Annotated in this window: 16 protein-coding genes and 1 pseudogene; 11 read left to right on the forward strand and 6 right to left on the reverse strand. The window is 63.8% G+C overall.

The genetic code is table 11. The annotated features are described in order from the left end of the window. Positions 1 to 33 precede the first annotated feature (33 nt). The 3 genes from AC5O5R_RS19190 to AC5O5R_RS19200 all read right to left on the reverse strand — a co-directional run bounded on the left by AC5O5R_RS19190 (position 34) and on the right by AC5O5R_RS19200 (position 2,094). Complete coding sequence (locus tag AC5O5R_RS19190) at positions 34 to 465, reverse strand: D-Ala-D-Ala carboxypeptidase family metallohydrolase (protein ID WP_172229129.1); 432 nt, start codon at positions 463 to 465, stop codon at positions 34 to 36. A gap of 107 nt (positions 466 to 572) precedes the next feature. Further along, entirely contained in the window at positions 573 to 812 is a 240-nt protein-coding gene (locus tag AC5O5R_RS19195; protein WP_172229131.1) for a glutaredoxin family protein, read from the reverse strand. A 73-nt stretch (positions 813 to 885) separates the two neighbouring features. Beyond that, positions 886 to 2,094, reverse strand: a complete 1,209-nt coding sequence (locus AC5O5R_RS19200; RefSeq protein ID WP_172229133.1) for an ammonium transporter — start codon at positions 2,092 to 2,094, stop codon at positions 886 to 888. 312 nt (positions 2,095 to 2,406) lie between these two features. On the opposite strand from AC5O5R_RS19200, the gene AC5O5R_RS19205 reads away from it, so the two are divergent. The 8 genes from AC5O5R_RS19205 to dacB all read left to right on the forward strand — a co-directional run bounded on the left by AC5O5R_RS19205 (position 2,407) and on the right by dacB (position 11,440). Continuing rightward, positions 2,407 to 2,721, forward strand: coding sequence for an ElaB/YgaM/YqjD family protein (locus AC5O5R_RS19205; protein ID WP_172229135.1), 315 nt, complete (start codon positions 2,407 to 2,409; stop codon positions 2,719 to 2,721). Between the two features lie 9 nt (positions 2,722 to 2,730). Beyond that, positions 2,731 to 3,105, forward strand: a complete 375-nt coding sequence (locus AC5O5R_RS19210; protein WP_172229137.1) for a phage holin family protein — start codon at positions 2,731 to 2,733, stop codon at positions 3,103 to 3,105. Then, a complete protein-coding gene (locus AC5O5R_RS19215; RefSeq protein WP_172229139.1) occupies positions 3,102 to 3,431 on the forward strand; it encodes a hypothetical protein in 330 nt (109 codons plus the stop codon). The genes AC5O5R_RS19210 and AC5O5R_RS19215 overlap by 4 nt, the downstream gene beginning before the upstream one ends. A 91-nt stretch (positions 3,432 to 3,522) precedes the next feature. Continuing rightward, positions 3,523 to 4,854 (forward strand): deoxyguanosinetriphosphate triphosphohydrolase, encoded by a 1,332-nt coding sequence (locus AC5O5R_RS19220; RefSeq protein ID WP_172229141.1) that lies wholly within the window; start codon positions 3,523 to 3,525, stop codon positions 4,852 to 4,854. A 286-nt stretch (positions 4,855 to 5,140) separates the two neighbouring features. Next, positions 5,141 to 5,758, forward strand: a complete 618-nt coding sequence (locus AC5O5R_RS19225; protein WP_172286472.1) for a response regulator transcription factor — start codon at positions 5,141 to 5,143, stop codon at positions 5,756 to 5,758. An 8-nt stretch (positions 5,759 to 5,766) separates the two neighbouring features. Then, positions 5,767 to 9,396 carry an ATP-binding protein gene (locus AC5O5R_RS19230; RefSeq protein WP_494515475.1) on the forward strand — a complete coding sequence of 1,210 codons (3,630 nt, stop codon included), beginning with the start codon at positions 5,767 to 5,769 and terminating at the stop codon, positions 9,394 to 9,396. 41 nt (positions 9,397 to 9,437) lie between these two features. Continuing rightward, positions 9,438 to 9,782, forward strand: a complete 345-nt coding sequence (locus tag AC5O5R_RS19235; protein WP_172286470.1) for a YggL family protein — start codon at positions 9,438 to 9,440, stop codon at positions 9,780 to 9,782. Between the two features lie 200 nt (positions 9,783 to 9,982). Then, complete coding sequence (gene dacB / locus AC5O5R_RS19240) at positions 9,983 to 11,440, forward strand: D-alanyl-D-alanine carboxypeptidase/D-alanyl-D-alanine endopeptidase (protein WP_172228269.1); 1,458 nt, start codon at positions 9,983 to 9,985, stop codon at positions 11,438 to 11,440. A 68-nt stretch (positions 11,441 to 11,508) separates the two neighbouring features. Here the strand turns inward: dacB and AC5O5R_RS19245 are convergent. Together AC5O5R_RS19245 and rlmKL are read right to left on the reverse strand one after the other, a co-directional pair. Further along, positions 11,509 to 13,892: pseudogene (locus tag AC5O5R_RS19245) on the reverse strand (sensor domain-containing diguanylate cyclase). 94 nt (positions 13,893 to 13,986) lie between these two features. Beyond that, entirely contained in the window at positions 13,987 to 16,179 is a 2,193-nt protein-coding gene (gene rlmKL, locus AC5O5R_RS19250; protein ID WP_172228290.1) for a bifunctional 23S rRNA (guanine(2069)-N(7))-methyltransferase RlmK/23S rRNA (guanine(2445)-N(2))-methyltransferase RlmL, read from the reverse strand. 560 nt (positions 16,180 to 16,739) lie between these two features. On the opposite strand from rlmKL, the gene rmf reads away from it, so the two are divergent. Further along, positions 16,740 to 16,955 (forward strand): ribosome modulation factor, encoded by a 216-nt coding sequence (gene rmf / locus AC5O5R_RS19255; protein WP_003248687.1) that lies wholly within the window; start codon positions 16,740 to 16,742, stop codon positions 16,953 to 16,955. Positions 16,956 to 17,052: 97 nt separating this feature from the next. Here the strand turns inward: rmf and AC5O5R_RS19260 are convergent, their stop codons facing one another. Beyond that, entirely contained in the window at positions 17,053 to 18,078 is a 1,026-nt protein-coding gene (locus tag AC5O5R_RS19260; RefSeq protein ID WP_172228292.1) for a quinone-dependent dihydroorotate dehydrogenase, read from the reverse strand. A 146-nt stretch (positions 18,079 to 18,224) separates the two neighbouring features. On the opposite strand from AC5O5R_RS19260, the gene AC5O5R_RS19265 reads away from it, so the two are divergent. Together AC5O5R_RS19265 and AC5O5R_RS19270 are read left to right on the forward strand one after the other, a co-directional pair. After that, positions 18,225 to 19,439, forward strand: coding sequence for a CmpA/NrtA family ABC transporter substrate-binding protein (locus AC5O5R_RS19265; RefSeq protein WP_172228294.1), 1,215 nt, complete (start codon positions 18,225 to 18,227; stop codon positions 19,437 to 19,439). An 11-nt stretch (positions 19,440 to 19,450) separates the two neighbouring features. Then, positions 19,451 to 20,026 carry an ANTAR domain-containing response regulator gene (locus AC5O5R_RS19270; RefSeq protein WP_494511420.1) on the forward strand — a complete coding sequence of 192 codons (576 nt, stop codon included), beginning with the start codon at positions 19,451 to 19,453 and terminating at the stop codon, positions 20,024 to 20,026. Positions 20,027 to 20,168 lie beyond the last annotated feature (142 nt).

Here is a 20,168-nt window from a genome sequence, read left to right on the forward strand (position 1 = left end):
ATACGAACTTCCCCTTGTCGCCGTCAACGTGGCTCATTGCAGCCCCGCCAGGTAGCGGCCGCCCTTACGGATGGTCAACACCTGGCGGCGGGGCGTGCCGCGGGTCACGGACAGATGCACCCACTGGTCGTACTCGAGGATGAGCTGATCGAACGGCACGGCACTTTCGCTGATGCGCCGCACGGTTTCACGCGGGCCGACTTCAATTACCGTGAAATCGGCCGCCAGCCCTTGCACATGCTGGCTATTCGAGGCCCCACCAATCAACCGGTTGACCTTTTCACTGCGAAAAGCGCTACTGATAACGATTGGCGCGCCGAACAGCGAGCGCACCTGCTCAAGCGTCTCACACAACAATTGCAGATTGGCCCTGGCTTCGGGAGGGGGGGTGTTATCGGACCCGTCCCTGGCGGCGAGCTGGGAAAAGGTCATTTCATCGAGCGTGAAATGTGGCGTGATAAGCATGGCGAGCGATTCCGACGATAGAGAGGGTGCCGGCCCTGCTGGGCCGACACCTGATCATCAGCTCGTCTCACGCTGCATGGAGCAGGGTTACAGATCCTCTGCTGCCATCATTGCGCTAGAAACGCCACGACCTGTTCGGCATCGAACGGCCAGTGCAACTCGGCACCGTTATCGCAGCGTCGCAGCACTGGAATGATCAGGCCATAGCGCTCGAACAAGTGTTCGCGTTCAGCGATATCGACCAGCTCCACCAGCAGACCACGGTCGACGAAAGGCATCAGCACCGCCTCGGCCACTTCACACAGGTGGCAACCGAGGGTGCCGAACAATTGGCATTCAGGCAGCATGGGGCAGGTCCCGGTTTGGCATTGAGAAATGCCTATTCTAGGTCTGTCCCGGCCACCCTGCACCTCACCTGGCTCAATCCTGGCTGGTGGCACCAATCCGGTGCAGCGAGAGGTCCGCCCCCTGGAACTCCTGCTCATGGCTCAGGCGCAAGCCATGCACTGCCCGGATCGCGCCGTAAATGGCAAAGCCGCCGGCTAATGCCACCAGCACCCCCATCAGGCTACCCAGCAACTGGCTGCTCAGGCTGACACCACCCATTCCGCCCAGGGCAGCCTGGCCGAAGACACCGCAGGCAATGCCACCCCACACCCCGCACAGGCCGTGCAGAGGCCACACCCCCAGAACGTCGTCGATCTTCCAGCGATTTTGTGCGGCGGTAAATGTCCAGACGAACAACGCGCCCGCGAGCAGACCGGTGGCCAGTGCGCCGATCGGGTGCATCAGGTCGGAACCGGCGCAGATCGCTACCAACCCTGCCAGCGGCCCGTTATGCAAAAAGCCCGGGTCGTTACGCCCGGCCAGCAAAGCAGACAAAGTGCCGCCAACCATGGCCATCAGCGAGTTGATCGCGACCAGGCCGCTGACACCCTGCAGGGTCTGGGCGCTCATCACGTTGAACCCGAACCAGCCGATGATCAGGATCCACGACCCCAGCGCCAGGAAAGGAATGCTTGAAGGCGCAAACGCCACCAGCCGGCCGTCGCGGTAGCGCCCGCGGCGTGGGCCCAGCAGCAACACCGCCGCCAGCGCCAGCCAGCCGCCCATGGCATGCACCACCACGGAACCTGCAAAGTCATGGAACGGTGCTCCGAAACGTGCCTGCAACCAGGCCTGAAGGCCAAGGTTGCCGTTCCAGACCACACCCTCGAAGAAGGGATAGACGAACGCCACGATCAACGCCGTGGCACACAACTGCGGCACAAAGCGCGCCCGCTCGGCAATGCCCCCAGAGATGATCGCAGGGATTGCCGCAGCGAAGGTCAGCAGGAAGAAGCACTTGACCAGCGCATACCCATGGTCGGCAGCCAGCGTTGCCGCCGGCTGGAAAAAATTGACCCCATAGGCGATCCAGTAACCGATGAAGAAGTACACCAGCGCCGAGATGGCAAAGTCGCTGAGGATTTTCGACAAGGCGTTGACCTGGTTCTTGTGACGCACCGTGCCCACTTCGAGAAAGGCGAAGCCTGCATGCATGGCCAGCACCAGAATGGCGCCCATGAGAATGAACAGGGTATTGGAACCGTGGACCAGGGAGTCCATCGCACTATGCATGTTTTCCATGAATCAGGCAGACCTGCTGAAAAGGCACCAGGACAGTTCAAGAACCTGCATCCATGCACCGATTCGGTGCCAGCCCCCTGCCCTGTTTCGGTGTGCCGGGCGGAGCCTGCGTGGTTTTTTCTTGGGTTTGTCGTGGATTGGGTTAAGGTTTATCGGAACCCGCTGCGCTGGCGCCCTGAATCGGCGCAAAAACCGCCTATGGCGCCCCGCAACGTGGCAAAGACTTAGCAAGGCCCATACCAGCATCGGCACTTGAACCTTCCGCGTGTGCTATCACTCGAACTACCAACACTCATCAACAGGGAGAGGCCCATGGCCAGCAAATCGGCAAAGACTGCTCAAGAGATATTGATGGCTGACTTCCAGGCCTTGGTGCGCGACACCGAGAGGCTGCTGGCCGACACCGCCAACCTGGCGGGCGACCAGGCAGACGAACTGCGCGGGCAGATCCACGACCGCCTGGCCCAGGCCCGCGAAACCCTGCAGCTGACCCAGGACTCGGTGCGTGAACGCGGCCAGGCGGCGCTGGGCAGCGCCGAGCAGTACGTGCAGGACAACCCGTGGCAGGCGATCGGAATCGCCGCCGGCGTCGGGCTGTTGATCGGCCTGATGGCTAACCGGCGCTGAGGGGATCCCATGGAGAATGACGCCAACGGCGCCAGCGCCTCGGGCAAGCGCCTGGGCGCGGCCGCGCTGGGGCTGCTGCACAGCCACATCGAACTGTTCGGCATCGAGTTGCAGGAGCAGAAAGGGCGCACCCTGAGCCTGCTGCTGTTCGCAGGCCTCGCCCTGGTTTTTGCCTTGCTGTTGCTTACCGCACTGTCCGGATTGTTGCTGGTGCTGCTGTGGGACAGCTATCGCCTGGCCGGCATCATCGGCCTGTGCGTGTTCTACGGGATGGCCGCGCTGTATTGCGGGATTCGCCTGAAAGCGGCGGTATTCGACGAGTCGTCGCCGTTCGGCGCCACCCTCGAGGAACTCGCCAAGGACCGGGAGCGCCTGTTGCCATGAACCTGCCAGAACTACCCAACACACGTAACCCGCGCGAACTGCGCAAGGCGCTGCTGCGCCTGCGCATGGAAATGCACCGCCAGGAAATCCGGCATGAGTCCGGGCAACTGCTCGAGCCACTGCGCCGCGTGCGCGGCATGGGCAGCTCGCTGCAGGGCGGGCTGGGCATCAAGCATGCGCCGCTGTGGGGGATTGGCGCCGTGGTGGCGCTGGGCTTCCTGACCGGCAAGGGTGTGCGCAGCGGCAACCTGACCCGTCTTGTACGCCTGGGCAGCAGCCTGCTGCCGCTGGTGCGCCTGTACCTGCAAGGCGACCGCCGGCCGTGACCTGAGCGCAGGGCCGCGTTGCGGCCCTTTCGCGAAACAAGGCCGCGCTTGCAGGATATGCTCTGCTCACCGACCTACCGGAGACCGCGCCTTGGAATGGAACACCCTGTTGACCCGCGAACGCCTGGGCAAAGCGTTGTACAGCGCCGATGAGCTCGGCCGCAGCCCTTTTCACAAAGACCACGACCGCATCATCTTCTCCGGAGCATTCCGCCGCCTCGGGCGCAAGACCCAGGTGCACCCGGTTTCCAGCAACGACCACATCCACACCCGCCTGACCCACTCGCTGGAAGTCAGTTGCGTTGGCCGCTCCCTGGGCATGCGCGTTGGCGAAACCTTGCGCGACAGCCTGCCGGACTGGTGCGCGCCCAGCGACCTGGGCATGATCGTGCAGTCGGCCTGCCTGGCCCACGACATCGGCAACCCGCCGTTCGGGCACTCGGGCGAGGACGCCATCCGCCACTGGTTCCAGCAGGCCGCCGGGCGCGGCTGGCTGGACGACATGAGCGACGACGAGCGGGCAGACTTCCTCAACTTCGAAGGCAACGCCCAGGGTTTTCGCGTACTCACCCAGCTGGAGTATCACCAGTTTGACGGCGGCACCCGGCTGACCTATGCCACCCTGGGCACCTATTTGAAGTACCCCTGGAGCGCTCGCCACGCCGACGCCTTGGGTTACAAGAAACACAAGTTCGGCAGCTACCAGAGCGAACTGCCCCTGCTGGAGCAGATCGCCCGCAAGCTCGGCCTGCCGCAGCTGGAGCCCCAGCGCTGGGCCCGCCACCCGCTGGTGTACCTGATGGAGGCTGCCGATGACATCTGCTACGCCTTGATCGACCTGGAAGACGGCCTGGAAATGGAGCTGCTGCAATACGCCGAAGTCGAAGCGTTGCTGCTGGACCTGGTCGGCGATGACCTGCCGGAAACCTACCGCCAGCTAGGTCCAAGGGACTCCCGTCGGCGCAAGCTGGCGATTCTGCGCGGCAAGGCCATCGAGCACCTGACCAACGCCGCCGCCCACGCCTTCGTCGAACAACAGCGGGCCTTGCTGGCCGGGCAGCTGGCGGGCGACCTGGTCGAGCACATGCACGGTCCGGCCAAGCGCTGCGTGCTGCAGGCCAAGGACATGGCGCGCAACAAGATCTTCCAGGACAAGCGCAAGACCCTGCACGAGATTGGTGCCTACACCACCCTGGAAATTCTGCTCAATACCTTCTGTGGTGCTGCACTGGAGCAGCATGGTGGGCGCAGCCCATCCTTCAAAAGCCGCCGGGTGCTGGACCTGATCGGCAACAATGCGCCGGACCCCCACGGTTCGCTGCACAGCGCCTTTCTGCGCATGATCGACTTCATTGCCGGCATGACCGATAGCTACGCCAGCGAAATGGCCCGGGAAATGACCGGGCGCTCCAGCCCGAGCTGAACCTGGCACGGGTGTGGCCTGGGCGTCGCTCGGCGCCGCACCCGTGCATTGCAGGAAACTTCCTACATATACAACGACCAAACTAAACAGCACGAATAAAAACCGCCGAAAAGTTACCAATCTCGCTCTGATATCGAATTGAACACGGCAATTTCGTAGTCTGTTTTGTTTTATCTTGTAAGCCATTTCCCATATGGGGCTAATAGCCCTTCCTCGTATGCCCGACGACTTCCAACTGCGATAAGGTGCTGCCTGCCACCCTCCATCGCCCGCAGGGAAGTTCAACATGCATTCAATATTTATTGTCGACGATCACCCCGTCATCCGCCTGGCTGTCCGTATGTTGCTGGAAAACCAGAACTACAAGGTCGTCGGCGAATCGGACAACGGCGTAGACGCCATGCAGATGATTCGCGAAACCGCCCCTGACCTGGTCATCCTCGACATCAGCATTCCCAAGCTGGACGGGCTGGAGGTGCTTTCCCGTTTCCAGGCCATGGCTTTGCCACTGAAAGTTCTGGTGCTGACTGCGCAGTCTCCCGAGTTGTTCGCCGTGCGTTGCATGCATTCGGGTGCCGCAGGCTTCGTGTGCAAGCAGGAAGACCTCAACGAACTGCTCAGTGCAATCAAGGCCGTGCTGGCCGGCTACAACTACTTCCCCAGCCAGGCAATCAAGCACAACCAGGCAGTTGATGCCGACCTGCAACTCTTTCGCCAGGTGAATGACCGCGAACTGATGGTGTTGCAACTTTTTGCGCAGGGTCGCTGCAACAAGGATATTGCCAAGGGCATGTTCCTCAGCAGCAAGACCGTCAGTACCTACAAGAAGCGCCTCATGCACAAACTCAAGGTCAATACGCTGGTCGACCTGATCGACATGGCCAAACGCAACGCGCTGGTCTGAGCATGGTCATGCCCCGCCCTGGCGCCCGCCTGCTGCTCGCCCTGCTGCTGTGCAGTGGCGTGGTACAGGCGACTCATCACGACACCTCCACCTACGCAGTGCTGGCACGCTCGACAGCCCGGCCGACACCGCCTGAGCTTACCCTCGAACAACGGCAGTGGCTGCAAAGCCGGCAGGAGCTGGTGCTGGGCACCTCGGCACCGGACTACCCGCCATTCGACATCACCAGTGGCGGGCGCGACTACCAGGGTCTTACCGCCGAGTATGCAAGCCTGATCGGCGCAGCCTTGCAGTTGCCGGTGCGGGTGCTGCGTTTCTCCAGCCGCCAGGCGGCGGTAGAGGCGCTGCGGCGCGGCGATATCGACCTGCTGGGCAGCGCCAACGGTTACGAAGCGGCCAGCGATGGCCTGGCGCTGTCGCAGCCCTATGCCATCGATCAACCAGTGCTGGTAACGCGTGAAGACGACAGCCGGGCGCTGGACATGGGCCTGAGCGGCATGCGCCTGGGCATGCTCTACCATTATCTGCCGGGGCAGGAAGTGCGCAGCACCTACCCCCAGGCCAGGCTGCAGGCTTTCGGTTCTTCCAGCGAGGCCCTGAGTGCCGTGGCATTCGGCCAGGCCGACGTGTTCATCGGCGACACCATCTCCACTCACTACCAGCTCAGCCGCGGCCACCTGCCCCGCCTGCGCATGGCCAACTTCAGCAAGCACGAGGCCATCGGCTTCGGTTTTGCCTTGCGCCAGCAGGACACACTGCTGCTGGAACTGGTGAATGCCACCCTGGGCAGCCAGACCCAGGCCGTGCACGCCAGTATCTTCAAACGCTGGAGCGCTGGCAGCGATCTGTTGCTGACCGACCGCAAACTGCAGTTGAGCACGGCCGAGGCGCAGTGGCTCAAAGATCACCCGGTCATGCGCGTGGTGATCGATGATACGGCTGCGCCGCTGTCCTATTTCGATGGTTCAGGGCACTTTCGTGGCATCACTGCCGATCTGCTGGAGCTCATCCGCCTGCGCACCGGCTTGCGATTCGAGGTGCAGCGCGCCAGCGGCATCGCCGACATGCTCGCCCGGCTCAAGGATGGCCGCGCGGATGTCATCGCCGCGTTGGTCAGCGGCGGAGTGCCCGAGGGCGACCTGCAAATCAGCCGGCCTTATCTGGAAAGCGCCTACGTGCTGGTCAGCCGCGACGGCAGCAAGGCATTGGGCACACTGGAGCAGTTGCAGGGGCACCGCATCGCCATCACGCGCTACAGCGACATGGACGCCATGCTGTCCCGGGATTACCCGCAGATTGGCTGGGTCGAAACCGAAAGCGCGTTCTACTCCCTGGCGCTACTCAAGAGTGGCGCCGTGGATGGCGTCATCACCACCCTGATCGATGCCAACCATGCCTTGGCCGGCAACCCCGAGCTGGTCATCCGCACCACCGTCGGCAGCGAACCGGCGAACTTTGCCATGGCGACCAGCGCACCGTCACAGACCCTGGTGTCGATCCTCGACAAGGCCCTGCTGAGCATCTCGCCCGAAGAGCTGGGGGTGATCAACAACCGCTGGCGCGGCTTCGGCCTGCATGACGACGGTAACGGCCAGGGTTACAGTCGGCTGACGCTGCAGGTGGTGCTGGGTACGGCCGTGCTCCTGCTGCTGGCGCTGCTGTGGAACGCCCGGCTGCGCCTGCAGATTCGCCAGCGCCAACGCGCCGAACGCGCGCTGAACGACCAGCTCGCGTTCATGCGCGCGTTGCTCAATGGCACGCCTCACCCCATGTACGTGCGTGACCGCGAGGGCTGCCTGCAAAGCTGCAACTTCAGCTACCTGGAAGCCGTGCAGGCCCGCTCAGACGACATCATCGGCAAGCAGCTGGACGGCAGCCTGTTCGCCGACAGCGAACAGAGCCGGCAAATTCAGGCCGACTACCAGAAAGTCATGGCCGAGGGTTCGCCGCTGATCATGGACCGGCCACTCCGGATCAAGGGCCGGGACATGACCATCTACCACTGGATACTCCCCTACCGAGACTCGCTGGGTGAGGTGCGCGGCATCATCGGCGGCTGGATCGACATCAGCGAACGCCGCCAACTGGTTCTGGAGCTGCGCCAGGCCAAGCAGCAGGCCGACGATGCCAACCGCGCCAAAAGCACCTTCCTGGCCACCATCAGTCACGAAATCCGCACCCCGATGAATGCTGTCATCGGCATGCTCGAACTGGCGGTAAAACGCGCCGACCAGGGTAGGGTGGACCGCAGCGCACTGGAGCTCGCCCACCATTCCGCAAAGGACCTGCTGGGCCTGATAGGCGATATCCTCGATATCGTGCGCATCGAGTCCGGGCACTTGTCACTGGCGCCAGAGGCGGTCGACCTGGCCGCCCTGATTGAATCCGTAGGGCGGATTTTCGATGGCCAGGCGCGGCAGAAAGGCCTGGCCCTGGAAGTGACGATCACACCGGCCGCACGCTGCCACGCCTGGCTCGATCCGCTGCGCTTCAAGCAAGTGCTGTCCAACCTGGTGAGCAATGCCATCAAGTTCACCGAACATGGCGGAGTGCGCATCAGCGTCGACCTGCTGGCTGACGACACCGGCAAGCCCGCAGTGCTGGAGCTGGAAGTGCGCGACAGTGGCATCGGCATCCACGCCGATGACCTGCAGCGCCTGTTCAACCCGTTCATCCAGGCCAACCCGCACAGCCAGGGCGCCCGCGCGGGTACCGGGCTGGGCCTGGCGATCTGCCGCAACCTGTGCGAAATGATGGGTGGCAGCCTGAGCATCAAAAGCCTGGAGAGTGTCGGCACCCGGGTGCGCATGAAGATGCCGCTGCAGCAGGTTGATGCTGCAGCACCCGCCCCGCTGCCTGAACACCTCGATGTACCCGACCCACGCCTGAACGTCCTGGTGATCGACGACCACCCGGCCAACCTGGAACTGATGGCGCAGCAGCTCGGCTACCTGAACCTGGAGCACACCTGCGCGCGCGATGGCCGCGAGGGCCTGGCCATCTGGCGGGCGGGCGACTTCGATGTGCTGGTGCTCGACTGCAACATGCCGCACATGAACGGTTATCAACTGGCGACCGCCGTGCGCACCGAAGAACGCCATGGCAAGCGTCTGCGCTGCACCATCCTTGGCTACACCGCCAACGCGCAGCCAGAAGTACACCGCAAGTGCTTGAGTGCGGGCATGGATGACTGCCTGCTCAAACCCATCAGCCTGAGCACCCTCAGCCAGCACCTGGCGGGCATTCGTCCGCGCCGGCAGAAAAAACTCAGCCGCACACCCTACAGCCTGGACGGCCTGGCCGCAGTCATCGGGCCTGCGCCAGCCGACCGCCAGCGCTTCCTGCTGGCGTTGCAACAGAGCCTGCAGGCCGACCTGGCCACCTTGATGGCGCTGCACCCGGAGCACGACGGCCCTGCGATTGCCGACCACGCCCACAAAGTGCTCAGCGCCGCGCGCATGCTGGAAGCCCCCCGCCTGATGGCGGCCTGCGATGCCTTGGCGGTCAGTGGCTTGCCCTGCGCCCAGCTGCGCCTGCGTCGCCAGTCTCTGGCGCGGCACATGTGCCGGGTGGAACGCGCACTGGCCAAGGAACTGGCCGCAGCGACCTGCACTCAGGCAGGCAGCGAAGCGCGTTAGCTGGTAGACTGCGCGGCGTTATTACCTAAGAGGATTGTTTCATGGCCACAAACCGCTCCCGTCGTCTGCGCAAGAAGCTGTGTGTCGACGAGTTTCAGGAATTGGGCTTCGAGCTGAACCTGGAATTCAAGGAAGATCTGGATGACCAGGCAATCGATGCTTTCCTCGACGCGTTTCTGGCTGAAGCCATGGACGCCAACGGCCTGGACTATGTAGGCGGTGACGATTTCGGCCTGGTGTGCTCGGTCAAGCGCGGCTCGGTCAGCGAAGAGCAACGCGCTGCCGTTGAAGCCTGGCTCAAAGGTCGCAGCGAACTGACCAAAGTCGAGGTCAGCCCGCTGCTCGACGCCTGGTACCCGGAAAAGCCGATCAACAAGGCTGAGTAATACTCGCCTGGTTCAATCGGTAGAAGGCCACCCTCGCGGTGGCCTTTTTTATGCGCGGTGCTTTTTCAGGAAGGGCGCTTTTCCGTCGAACGTGGCGCATCATCGCTGCGCTTGGGGCATAATGCGTAGGCTTTCGTCGTGGGGCCATCATCTCATACAGCCCCAAGCCCATTCCCCTCGCCGCAGGGTATTTACTCGCTATGATCAAAACGCTTCGTCCCCTGATTCTTGCCGGCCTGCTGCTGCCACTTGCCTTGCCCAGCCAGGCCGCCGCCGTCAATACCACGCTCCCCGCCAAGGTCCAGCAGGCCCTCAAGGCCAACAAGTTGCAAGACACCGCCTTGTCACTGGTGATGCTGCCGCTGGACGGTCCCGGCACCGCGACCGTGTTCAATGCCGATGTTTCAGTGAACCCGGCTTCGACCATGAAACTGGTCACCACCTACGCCGCCCTCGAACTGCTGGGCCCGACCTTCCAGTGGAAAACCGAGTTCTACACCGACGGCACCCTGAGCAACGGCGTACTCAACGGCAACCTGTACCTCAAAGGTGGCGGTGACCCGAAACTGAACATGGAAAAACTGTGGCTGCTGATGCGTGACCTGCGCGCCAACGGCGTGCGCACCATCACCGGTGACCTGGTGCTGGATCGCAGTCATTTCGTGCAACCCAACCTGCCGCAGTTCAACGACGACGGCGGCGATGTTAACAAACCCTTTCTGGTCAAGCCCGACTCGCTGCTGGTCAACCTCAAGGCCCTGCGCTTCGTGGCCCGCAACGATGGCGGCAAAGTCACCATCGCGGTCGAGCCACCGATTGCCAGCATCCGCATCGACAACCAGGTCAAGGCAGTGGCGTCCAGGCAGTGTACCGGTGATGTGCGCTACAACCCGGTACCCCAGGCCGATGGCATCAGCGTGACGGTCAGCGGCCAGCTGGGTGACGGCTGCAATTCGCAGACCTACCTGTCGCTGCTCGACCACTCGACTTACGCTGCCGGTGCCGTCCGCGCAATCTGGAACGAGCTGGGTGGCAGCATCCAGGGTGGTGACCGCGTCGAAAACGTTCCCAAGAGCGCTCGCTTGCTGGCCCGTGCCTTCTCGCCAGACCTGGTGGAAGTGATCCGCGACATCAACAAGTACAGCAACAACACCATGGCCCAGCAGTTGTTCCTCAGCCTGGGCGCGCAGTTCCGCACCGATGCCGATGGCGACGATGCCCGTGCCGCCCAGCGCGTGGTGCGCCAGTGGCTGGCGAAAAAAGGTATCACCGCGCCACACCTGGTGATGGAAAACGGCTCTGGCCTGTCGCGCGCCGAGCGGGTCAGCACCCGGGAAATGGCGGCGATGCTGCAGGCCGCCTGGAAAAGCCCCTACGCGGCAGAATTCATGAGCTCGATGCCACTGGTGGGCATGGACGGCACCATGCGCAAGCGCCTGAAGCGCACCGCCATGACCGGTGAAGGGCATATCAAGACCGGCACGCTGAACACCGTGCGGGCGATTGCCGGCTTCAGCCGTGACAGCAACGGCCATACCTGGGCGGTGGCGGCGATCCTCAACGACCCGAAACCGTGGGGCGCATCGCAAGTGCTGGACCAGGTGCTGCTGGACCTGTATCGCCAGCCGAAGCTGGCCGGCAGCACCGCTGCCAACTGATTGCACGGTTCGTCCCGGCGCTTGCGCGGCTAACGCCGCGAAGCGCCGGGACAGGCAAACCACAACTGTTACGCCGACTCGCCCTCCACCCGGTCCCGCCCGGCCTGCTTGGCCGCATACACCCCGGCATCGGCCCGTAGCAGCAACGCATCGGCGCCCTCCCCCGGCCGCCACCCCGCCACGCCAAAGCTCGCGGTGACCGTGCCCACCCCCTCCACCGACAGATTGCGCAGCCCTTGCCACAACTCCAGCGCCAGCAGCCGTGCCTGCTCGGCATCGCTGCCCGGGCACAGCACCATGAACTCCTCCCCCCCAACCGGCAGAACACATCGGTACGCCGCAAGCGCTGGCCGATGCGCTGACACAGGCTACGCAGCACCCGGTCGCCCACGGCATGGCCAAAGCGGTCATTGATACGCTTGAAGTGATCGATGTCGAGCATGATCACCGCCAGCGCCAGGCCATCGCGATCAGCCCGTTCCAGCTCCACCTTGAGCCGCTCCTGGAAGTAGCGGCGGTTATGAATGCCGGTCAGCGAGTCGGTAACCGACAGCGCCCGTAACTCCTCCTCCACGCCCTTGAGGTCGGAGATATCGGTGAGATAGCCGTGCCACAGGGTGCAGCCCTGCTCGCCCACCTCCGGTGTGGCCTCGCCACGCACCCAGCGCAGGCCGGCCCGTGGCAGGCAGACGCGGTATTCTTCCCGCCAGGGCGACAGGTGTTCGGCCGAGTACCAGACGGAACGGCGCACACGGTCCAGGTCATCGGGGTGAATACGCTCGAAAACCGGCGTGGCATCTTCGCGCAACTGCTGCAGATCGACTTCGTAGATGTCGTACAGGCCCATGCTCGCGTACGGAAAGCACGAGTGGCCGTCGGCATCCAGCCGATACTGGTAGATACCACCGGGTACCTCGGCACTGAGCTTTTCCAGCAAGCGGTCACGCGCGGCCAGCGCCTCATGCACCCGGCGCCGCTCGGTCACATCGATGCAAATGGCCAGGTAGCCAACCCACAAACCCTGCTCGTCAAGCATGGCGGTGACCAGCATGTTGGCCACCAGCTGGCTGCCATCGGCGCGCAACAAGGTCCATTCGCCGGGTTCGCAGCCCTGCTCCCGAACCGTCTCGGCAAACATGGCTTGGCCGCCGGCAATGGGGCGACCAAAGCGCAGGCTCATGGCCTGCGCACGCAAGCTCAATTCCTCTGGGAGCACCAGGTTTTCAAGGCGCAACTGGCCGATCGCCGCGCTGGCCGGATAGCCGAGCATCTGCTCGGCACCGGCATTGAAGGTAGTGACCACGCCCTTGAGGTTGGTGGCGATGATGGCGACCTGGGTCGCAGCATCCAGCACGCTGCGCAGCTGGTTGTGGGTGCCACGCAGCGACTGCTCGCTGACCCGTAGCTCTGCGGTGCGCTGCTCGACGAGGGCCAGGGCACGCTGCCTCTGGCTGAACAGGCTGTACAGCAGGACACTGAGCAGCAGGCTCAACAGCCCGCCCAGCAGGCTGATTGCCAGCACCGCAGATGAACGATTGGCCTGCACGAACGCCAGGCTCGGTCGAATATTCAACTGGAATTGATGGTCAGCCAGGTGCAGCAGCCGGTTGCTGGCCAATGACAAACGCGCGACCTGGTTCTGCGAGTCGAACAGTACTTCGGGGCCTTGCAGCCCGGTCGGGTCGACAATAGTAACGACCAGATTGTCATCGGCCGCCACCGGCCGGCCATCACTGACCAGCTGCCGCATGCTCAACAAGGCCATCACATAGCCCGCTGCCGCGCCGTGGGGGTTGGCATCGGAAAACACCGGCGCAACCATCAGCAGGGCACGCGCATCCGAGGTGCCATCGAACAGGGCAATTGGCTCGGACACCGCCATGCTGTCCGGTCCTAGGGCACGTGCAAGGGCCGCCTGAGGAACACCTTGCCCGGCCAGGTCCAGACCAGGCGGCAATCCGGGCATTTCAGCCGGCTGGGTATACAGCACCGGGAAGTAATGGTCGCGCAGTGGCGCATCGCGCCACTGGCCTTGCGAGTCCTGGTCACGGATCGCATAGCCCGAGCCGGAATCGGCCAGGCGCTCGAACTCGGCCCGCTGCGCGGCTTCGACCCGCGGCGCCCAGGCATAGGCCAGGGTCCGGTGGAGCAATGGCCGGGCATAACCGTCGAATTCGCGCGGGGTAATTTCGTGGGAGAAGCTGAAGAACCGCCGCAGCCCGGCCAGGCGCTGCTGCTGTTCGTCAAAACGCTCGGCGATACGGCTGAAGCGTTCGCTGGCCAGCAGCTCGAAACGCTGGCGCAACTGCTGCTTGTATAAAGACTGCGCGGCAAGCGCCAGGGCGGCCGTCAACAAAGCGCCCGCTACCAGCGCCACCAGTGCGAGCGCCCAGGCGGACACCGCTTCTGTGCACAGGCCAGATAACCTCGCACGCACGCCATGCTTTGACATACACACATCTCGTCACGTCAGCGTCCTGCGGATTATCTTGCCCTGCCCTCAGTTATAGCTATTGGCCATCAGCCGCGCAATGTACCTCGTCGCCTCAGCGCAATTGCAGGCGCCAGGCCCGGTGGATACGGTTGTTGCGAGCGAAGTCCGGGTCCAGGGTCTGGGCTGTGATTTCCTCGACTGCGTAACGCGCCATCAGGTGCTCGTCCAGCTGGAACTTGCGGAAGTTGTTGGAGAAGTACAGCACGCCGCCCGGCTCCAGGCGGGCCATGGCCAGGTCCAGCAGTTGCACGTGGTCGCGCTGCACGTCGAACACGCCTTCCATACGCTTGGAGTTGGAGAAGGTTGGCGGGTCGATGAAGATCAGGTCGTAGCTGTCGCGGTTGCCTTCCAGCCAGGCCATCACATCGCTCTGCTCCAGGCGATTGCGCTCGGAGAAGCCATTGAGCGCCAGGTTGCGCCGCGCCCAGTCCAGGTAGGTTTTCGACAAGTCCACGCTGGTGGTGCTGCGCGCCCCGCCCTTGGCCGCATGCACGGTAGCCGTCGCGGTGTAGCAGAACAGGTTGAGGAAGCGCTTGCCGGCGGCTTCACGCTGGATGCGCATGCGCATCGGCCGGTGGTCGAGGAACAGCCCGGTGTCGAGGTAATCGGTGAGGTTGACCAGCAGCTTGACGCCACCTTCGCTCACTTCCTGGAAGCGGCCTTCAGTCGCCTGGCGCTCGTACTGGCGCGTACCGCTCTGCCGTTCGCGGCGCTTGAGCACCACACGCTGCGGCGAAATGCCCAGCGCTTGCGGGATGGCCGCCAGCGCATCGAGCAAGCGCGCCTGGGCCTTTTCCGGGTCGATCGAACGTGGCGCGGCGTATTCCTGCACGTGCACCCAGTCATGGTACAGGTCGACTGCCAGGGCGTACTCCGGCATGTCGGCATCATACAGGCGGTAGCAGTCGACCTGCTCGCGACGGGCCCACTTGCCCAGTTGCTTGAGGTTTTTCTGCAGGCGGTTGGCGAACATCTGCGCGCCTTCCGACAAACGCGCCGGCTCGCTGGCCACAGCGGCCTGCTGGCGAGGTTCGCTGCCTTCAGGTTGGGCCTCGCGGCGCTCGCCGGTGACGAACTGGTCGGGCTGCACCTTGAACAGCAGCAGCTTGCACGGCAAGGCGCCGTTCCAGAACGCGTATTGCTTGTGGCTGCGAATGCCCATGCGCTTGCCCAGCTGAGGCGCGCCGGTGAACACCGCGGCCTCCCAGCCCATGCATGCCTGACGCAGGCGCTCGCCAAGGTTCTGGTAGAGATACAGCAGGCTGGCTTCGTCACCCAGGCGCTCGCCGTACGGTGGGTTGCTGATGACCAGACCTTTCTGGTTCTGGTCCGGGCGCGGCTCGAAGCTGCTGACTTCGCCCTGGTAGATTTTCACCCAGTCGCCCAGCCCGGCACGCTCGACGTTGTTGCGACCCGGCTGGATCAGCCGCGGATCGGCTTCGTAGCCACGGATCCACAGCGGCGGCCGGGCCAAGCCGGCCTGCGCCCGCGCCTGCGCCTCGTCATGCACCTTGCGCCACAGCGCTGGCACGTGACCAAGCCAGGCACTGAAGCCCCAGCGTTCACGCTTGAGGTTGGGGGCGATGTCGGCGGCGATCATCGCCGCTTCGACCAGGAAGGTACCCACGCCGCACATCGGGTCGGCCAGCGCGCCACCTTCGGCGGCGATACGTGGCCAGCCAGCACGGATCAGCACCGCCGCTGCCAGGTTTTCCTTCAGTGGCGCAGCACCTTGCTGCAGGCGGTAGCCACGCTGGTGCAGGCTGTGCCCCGACAGGTCGAGGGAGAGAATCGCCTCGCCACGGTCCAGGCGCAGGTGTACGCGCACGTCCGGGTCGATCTTTTCAACCGATGGGCGCAGGCCTTCGCGGTTGCGCAGCTTGTCGACTATGGCATCCTTGACCTTCAGCGCGCCGAAGTGGGTGTTGTCGATGCCCGAGCCGTGGCCGCTGAATTCCACCGCCAGGGTGCCGTCAGCCGCCAGGTGGTCGGCCCAGTCCAGCGCATTGACGCCATCGTAGAGGTCGTCGGCGTTCTTCATGGAGAAGCGCTTGAGCACCAGCAGCACGCGGTTGGCCAGGCGTGACCAGACGCACAGACGGTAGGCGGTTTCCATGTCGGCTTCGCCGCGAATGGCCGAGGTGTGCTCACGCACCTCCTCCAGGCCGAGGCTCCGGGCCTCTTCGGCGAGCAGGCCTTCCAGGCCTTTGGGGCAAGTGAGATAAAGTTCGAAACGGTCCGACATGAGTAATCCAGCGCCTTTGGGCTATTTGACTGACGGGGCGACGCATCGCCCCGCGATGTTTGCCCGCATGCCTTCCAGCAGGCGTGCGGGTGGCCTTTGCTGCACGCAAGCGTGCCTTGCAAGGCCGGGCCGCCTGACCGATCTGCGCTTGGCCCAGTGGCAAAGACAGCTTAGATCATCAGGCAGTATTAAAAATTCTGGCGATTACCGGGCCCATGTGACCCTTCGTCGCATTTCAAATTATTTCTGTCACACGCCAACTGCGCTGGCGAAATGACGTCAATGATCGGCAAACCCCGATCATAGCGGGCTCAACGCCAAACAAGGTTGAGTCGCATTTATTTACTTATCTCCTCACCCTCGGAAAGGTTACGTCCTTATGACAAATCGATCATTCACAGGGTGACTCGCATTCGTTAGAACTGGTCTCAGGCCGCTTCGCAACGAGGCGGCACCTTCAGCTCGCCACGCCGGCAGCGAGCGCAAACCGGCAGAAAGACTCTGCCCGGCCTCGGAGAGGCCGACGGGACATTACAGTCAACAAGTGAGGGCAACACCCTATGAGAAGACTTAAGCGTGATCCGTTGGAAAGAGCATATTCACGTGGCTACCAATACGGGGTCACCGGCAAATCCCGCGAACTTTGCCCCTTCAATCTTCCTTCTGTTCGCCAAGCCTGGATCAACGGCTGGCGTGAAGGTCGCGGTGATAACTGGGACGGAATGACTGGCACCGCTGGCATCCATAGACTCAACGAAAATCACGCCGTTGGCTGATCGAGGACACTGAATTCGAGTTACCATGCGCGCCCCATCCGGGCGGCGGGCTACGGCCCAGGGGCCCCTTGATGGGGCCCTTTTTCATGCCTGCCGTTCAGGCCTTCGGTAGCGCCGCAATGGCATCCACCGACTCGCGAATCAGCGACGGCCCCTTGTAGATGAAGCCCGAGTAGATCTGCACCAGGCTCGCCCCGGCAGCGATTTTCTCGGCGGCATGGCGGCCTTCGGTAATACCGCCGGCAGCGATGATCGGCAACTTGCCGCCCAGCTCACCCGCCAGCACCTTGACGATGTGCGTGCTCTTCTCCAGCACTGGCGCGCCCGACAGGCCGCCCGCCTCGCCACCATACGGCAGCGCTTCGACACCTTCACGGCCCAGCGTGGTGTTGGTGGCAATCACCCCGTCCATGCCCGATTCCATCAGTGCGGCGGCCACCAGGGCGGTTTCTTCATCGCTCATGTCAGGGGCAATCTTGATCGCCAGCGGCACGCGCTTGCCATGGCTGACGGCCAGCTGCTCGCGGCGCTCGGCCAGGGCATCGAGCAACTGCTTGAGCGAGTCGCCGAACTGCAGGCTGCGCAGGCCGGGGGTGTTGGGCGAACTGACATTGACCGTGACATAGCTGGCGGCGCTATACACTTTGTCCAGGCAGATCAGGTAGTCATCGACGGCGCGCTCCACCGGGGTATCGAAGTTCTTGCCGATGTTGATGCCCAGTACACCGCTGTAGCGCGAAGCACGCACGCGGCCGAGCAGGTGATCGACCCCCAGGTTGTTGAAGCCCATGCGGTTGATGATGGCCGTCGCTTCCGGCAGGCGGAACAGCCGCGGCTTGGGGTTGCCCGGCTGTGGCCGCGGGGTGACCGTGCCGATTTCGACAAAGCCGAAGCCCAGCTGGGCGAACCCGTCGATGGCCGCGCCGTTCTTGTCCAGGCCTGCCGCCAGGCCCACCGGGTTGGCGAAGTTCAAGCCCATGACCGTGACCGGCAATGCCGCAGGCTGCTTGCACAGCACACCGTTGAGGCCAAGACGGCCACCGGCGCCGATCAGGTCCAGGGACAGGTCGTGGGAGGTTTCCGGGGAAAGCTTGAACAGCAGCTGGCGGGCCAGGGTATACATGGGCGGGCAAGGCTCAGGGTGAGTGAGGGGGCGATTATAGCCAGCGAGGGGCTGGCAGGACAGTAAATCATGGCCTGCCTTGCAAGCCCTGGCACATGCGTTGCACCTGCAAGGCCACAGCCTTCTCAGTACGGGCGAGGAACCTTGTGAATACTGTACCCCGAGCAACCCCGCTGGCCTGGGCCAACGGCAGTGACACGCCGGAGAAACCCAGCCTGAACATCGGCTACATGGCCCTGACCGACTGCGCCTCGGTGGTGGTGGCCGCCACCCAGGGCTTCGCCCAGCAATACGGCCTTACCCTCAACCTCAGGCGCCAGGGCTCCTGGGCCGGGCTGCGCGACAAGCTGGTCAGTGGCGAACTGGACGCCGCGCACTGCCTGTACGGCCTGGTCTATGCCGTACACCTGGGCATCGGCGGCGCACCGGCCAGCGACATGGCGGTGCTCATGGGGCTGAACCAGAACGCACAGGCCATCAACCTGTCGCCTGCCCTGCAGCGCAAGGGCGTGACCAGTCCTGAAGCATTGGCGCAGCGGGTGCACCAACAGGGCGCGCGCCTGACCTTTGCCCAGACATTCCCCACTGGCACCCACGCCATGTGGCTGTATTACTGGCTGGCCAGCCAAGGCATTCACCCGCTGCACGATGTCGACAGCGTGGTGGTACCGCCAGCGCAGATGGCCGCGCACATCGAGGCCGGCCGCATCGACGGCTTTTGCGTCGGCGAACCTTGGGCTGCCGATGCAGTCGCCCGGGGCCAGGGTTTCACCCTGGCCACCAGCCAGTCGATCTGGCCGGACCACCCGGAAAAGGTTCTGGCCTGTGCCCGCGGCTTCGCCGAGCGCTACCCCAATAGCGCGCGCGCACTGATCAAGGCGGTACTTGCTGCCAGCCGGTTCATCGAGCAGAGCCCGGAAAACCGCCGCAGCACCGCACAACTGCTCAGCGGCAGCGCCTACCTGGACACCCCCGTGGAAAGCATCGAAGCCCGCCTGCTCGGCCACTACCAGGATGGCCTGGGCAACCACTGGCAAGACCCGCATGCGTTGCGCCTGTTCGACCATGGCCGGGCCAACCTGCCATACCTGTCCGACGGCATGTGGTTCATGACCCAGTTCCGCCGCTGGGGCCTGCTGCGCGAAGACCCCGACTACCTTGGCGTGGCCCGTCAGGTACAGCAACTGGCGCTGTACCGCGAGGCCGCGCAAAGCCTGGGCGTGGCCTGCCCTTCGCAGGTACTGCGCAGCAGCCTGCTGATCGACGGCACCCGCTGGGACGGCAGCGACCCCCACGGCTATGCCCGCAGCTTCAGCCTGCACGCACTGGGCGACCTGCCCGATGCGCGCGCCGGTGTATGAGGGGGACGACCATGTTGCGCATCCTGCTGATCGACGACACCACAAGCAAGCTCGGCCGCCTCAAGGCGGCGCTGAGCGAGGCCGGGTTCGAGGTTACCGAAGCCCCAGGCCTGACCATCGACCTGCCCGCCTGCGTCGCAACGGTGCGCCCCGACGTGGTGCTGATCGACACTGACTCCCCGGACCGCGATGTGATGGAACAGGTGGTGCTGGTCAGCCGCGACCAGCCCAGGCCGATCGTGCTGTTTACTGACGAGCACGACCCGCAGGTGATGCGCCAGGCGATCCAGGCGGGGGTCAGCGCCTATATCGTCGAAGGCATCCATGCGGCGCGGCTGCAGCCGATCCTGGATGTGGCCATGGCCCGTTTCGAAAGTGACCAGGCGCTGAGGGCCCAGTTGCTGGCGCGCGACCAGCAACTGGCCGAGCGCAAGCGGATCGAGCAGGCCAAGGGCTTGCTGATGAAAATGAAAGACTGCAATGAAGAGCAGGCCTACACCCTGATGAGGCGCCAGGCCATGAGCCGGCAGCAGAAGCTGGTGCAGGTGGCGGAGCAGATCATTGCGATGCATGAGATGTTGGGGTAGAGCATTAGATGTCGCAAAAATCCGTAGGCGAGCACACGCGAAAAGTTGGCCCATCTCTTGCTCGATAACCCTCACCGGTAACCAACGGCGGTTGCCCCACCTGATCCCGACAAAGACGTCGCTCTCCCCTCCATCCCCCTGG

The sequence above is a fragment of the Pseudomonas sp. 8_5_2 genome, assembly GCF_059295255.1.

What these genes read in the sequence shown, in the direction of transcription:
- AC5O5R_RS19260 (WP_172228292.1), bottom strand. Translation starts at nt 18,078, where the DNA reads ATGTATACCCTGGCCCGCCAGCTGCTGTTCAAGCTTTCCCCGGAAACC.
- AC5O5R_RS19200 (WP_172229133.1), bottom strand. Translation starts at nt 2,094, where the DNA reads ATGGAAAACATGCATAGTGCGATGGACTCCCTGGTCCACGGTTCCAAT.
- AC5O5R_RS19230 (WP_494515475.1), top strand. Translation starts at nt 5,767, where the DNA reads ATGCCCCGCCCTGGCGCCCGCCTGCTGCTCGCCCTGCTGCTGTGCAGT.
- AC5O5R_RS19225 (WP_172286472.1), top strand. Translation starts at nt 5,141, where the DNA reads ATGCATTCAATATTTATTGTCGACGATCACCCCGTCATCCGCCTGGCT.
- dacB (WP_172228269.1), top strand. Translation starts at nt 9,983, where the DNA reads ATGATCAAAACGCTTCGTCCCCTGATTCTTGCCGGCCTGCTGCTGCCA.
- AC5O5R_RS19235 (WP_172286470.1), top strand. Translation starts at nt 9,438, where the DNA reads ATGGCCACAAACCGCTCCCGTCGTCTGCGCAAGAAGCTGTGTGTCGAC.
- AC5O5R_RS19215 (WP_172229139.1), top strand. Translation starts at nt 3,102, where the DNA reads ATGAACCTGCCAGAACTACCCAACACACGTAACCCGCGCGAACTGCGC.
- AC5O5R_RS19210 (WP_172229137.1), top strand. Translation starts at nt 2,731, where the DNA reads ATGGAGAATGACGCCAACGGCGCCAGCGCCTCGGGCAAGCGCCTGGGC.
- rmf (WP_003248687.1), top strand. Translation starts at nt 16,740, where the DNA reads ATGAGAAGACTTAAGCGTGATCCGTTGGAAAGAGCATATTCACGTGGC.
- AC5O5R_RS19205 (WP_172229135.1), top strand. Translation starts at nt 2,407, where the DNA reads ATGGCCAGCAAATCGGCAAAGACTGCTCAAGAGATATTGATGGCTGAC.
- AC5O5R_RS19195 (WP_172229131.1), bottom strand. Translation starts at nt 812, where the DNA reads ATGCTGCCTGAATGCCAATTGTTCGGCACCCTCGGTTGCCACCTGTGT.
- AC5O5R_RS19270 (WP_494511420.1), top strand. Translation starts at nt 19,451, where the DNA reads ATGTTGCGCATCCTGCTGATCGACGACACCACAAGCAAGCTCGGCCGC.
- rlmKL (WP_172228290.1), bottom strand. Translation starts at nt 16,179, where the DNA reads ATGTCGGACCGTTTCGAACTTTATCTCACTTGCCCCAAAGGCCTGGAA.
- AC5O5R_RS19190 (WP_172229129.1), bottom strand. Translation starts at nt 465, where the DNA reads ATGCTTATCACGCCACATTTCACGCTCGATGAAATGACCTTTTCCCAG.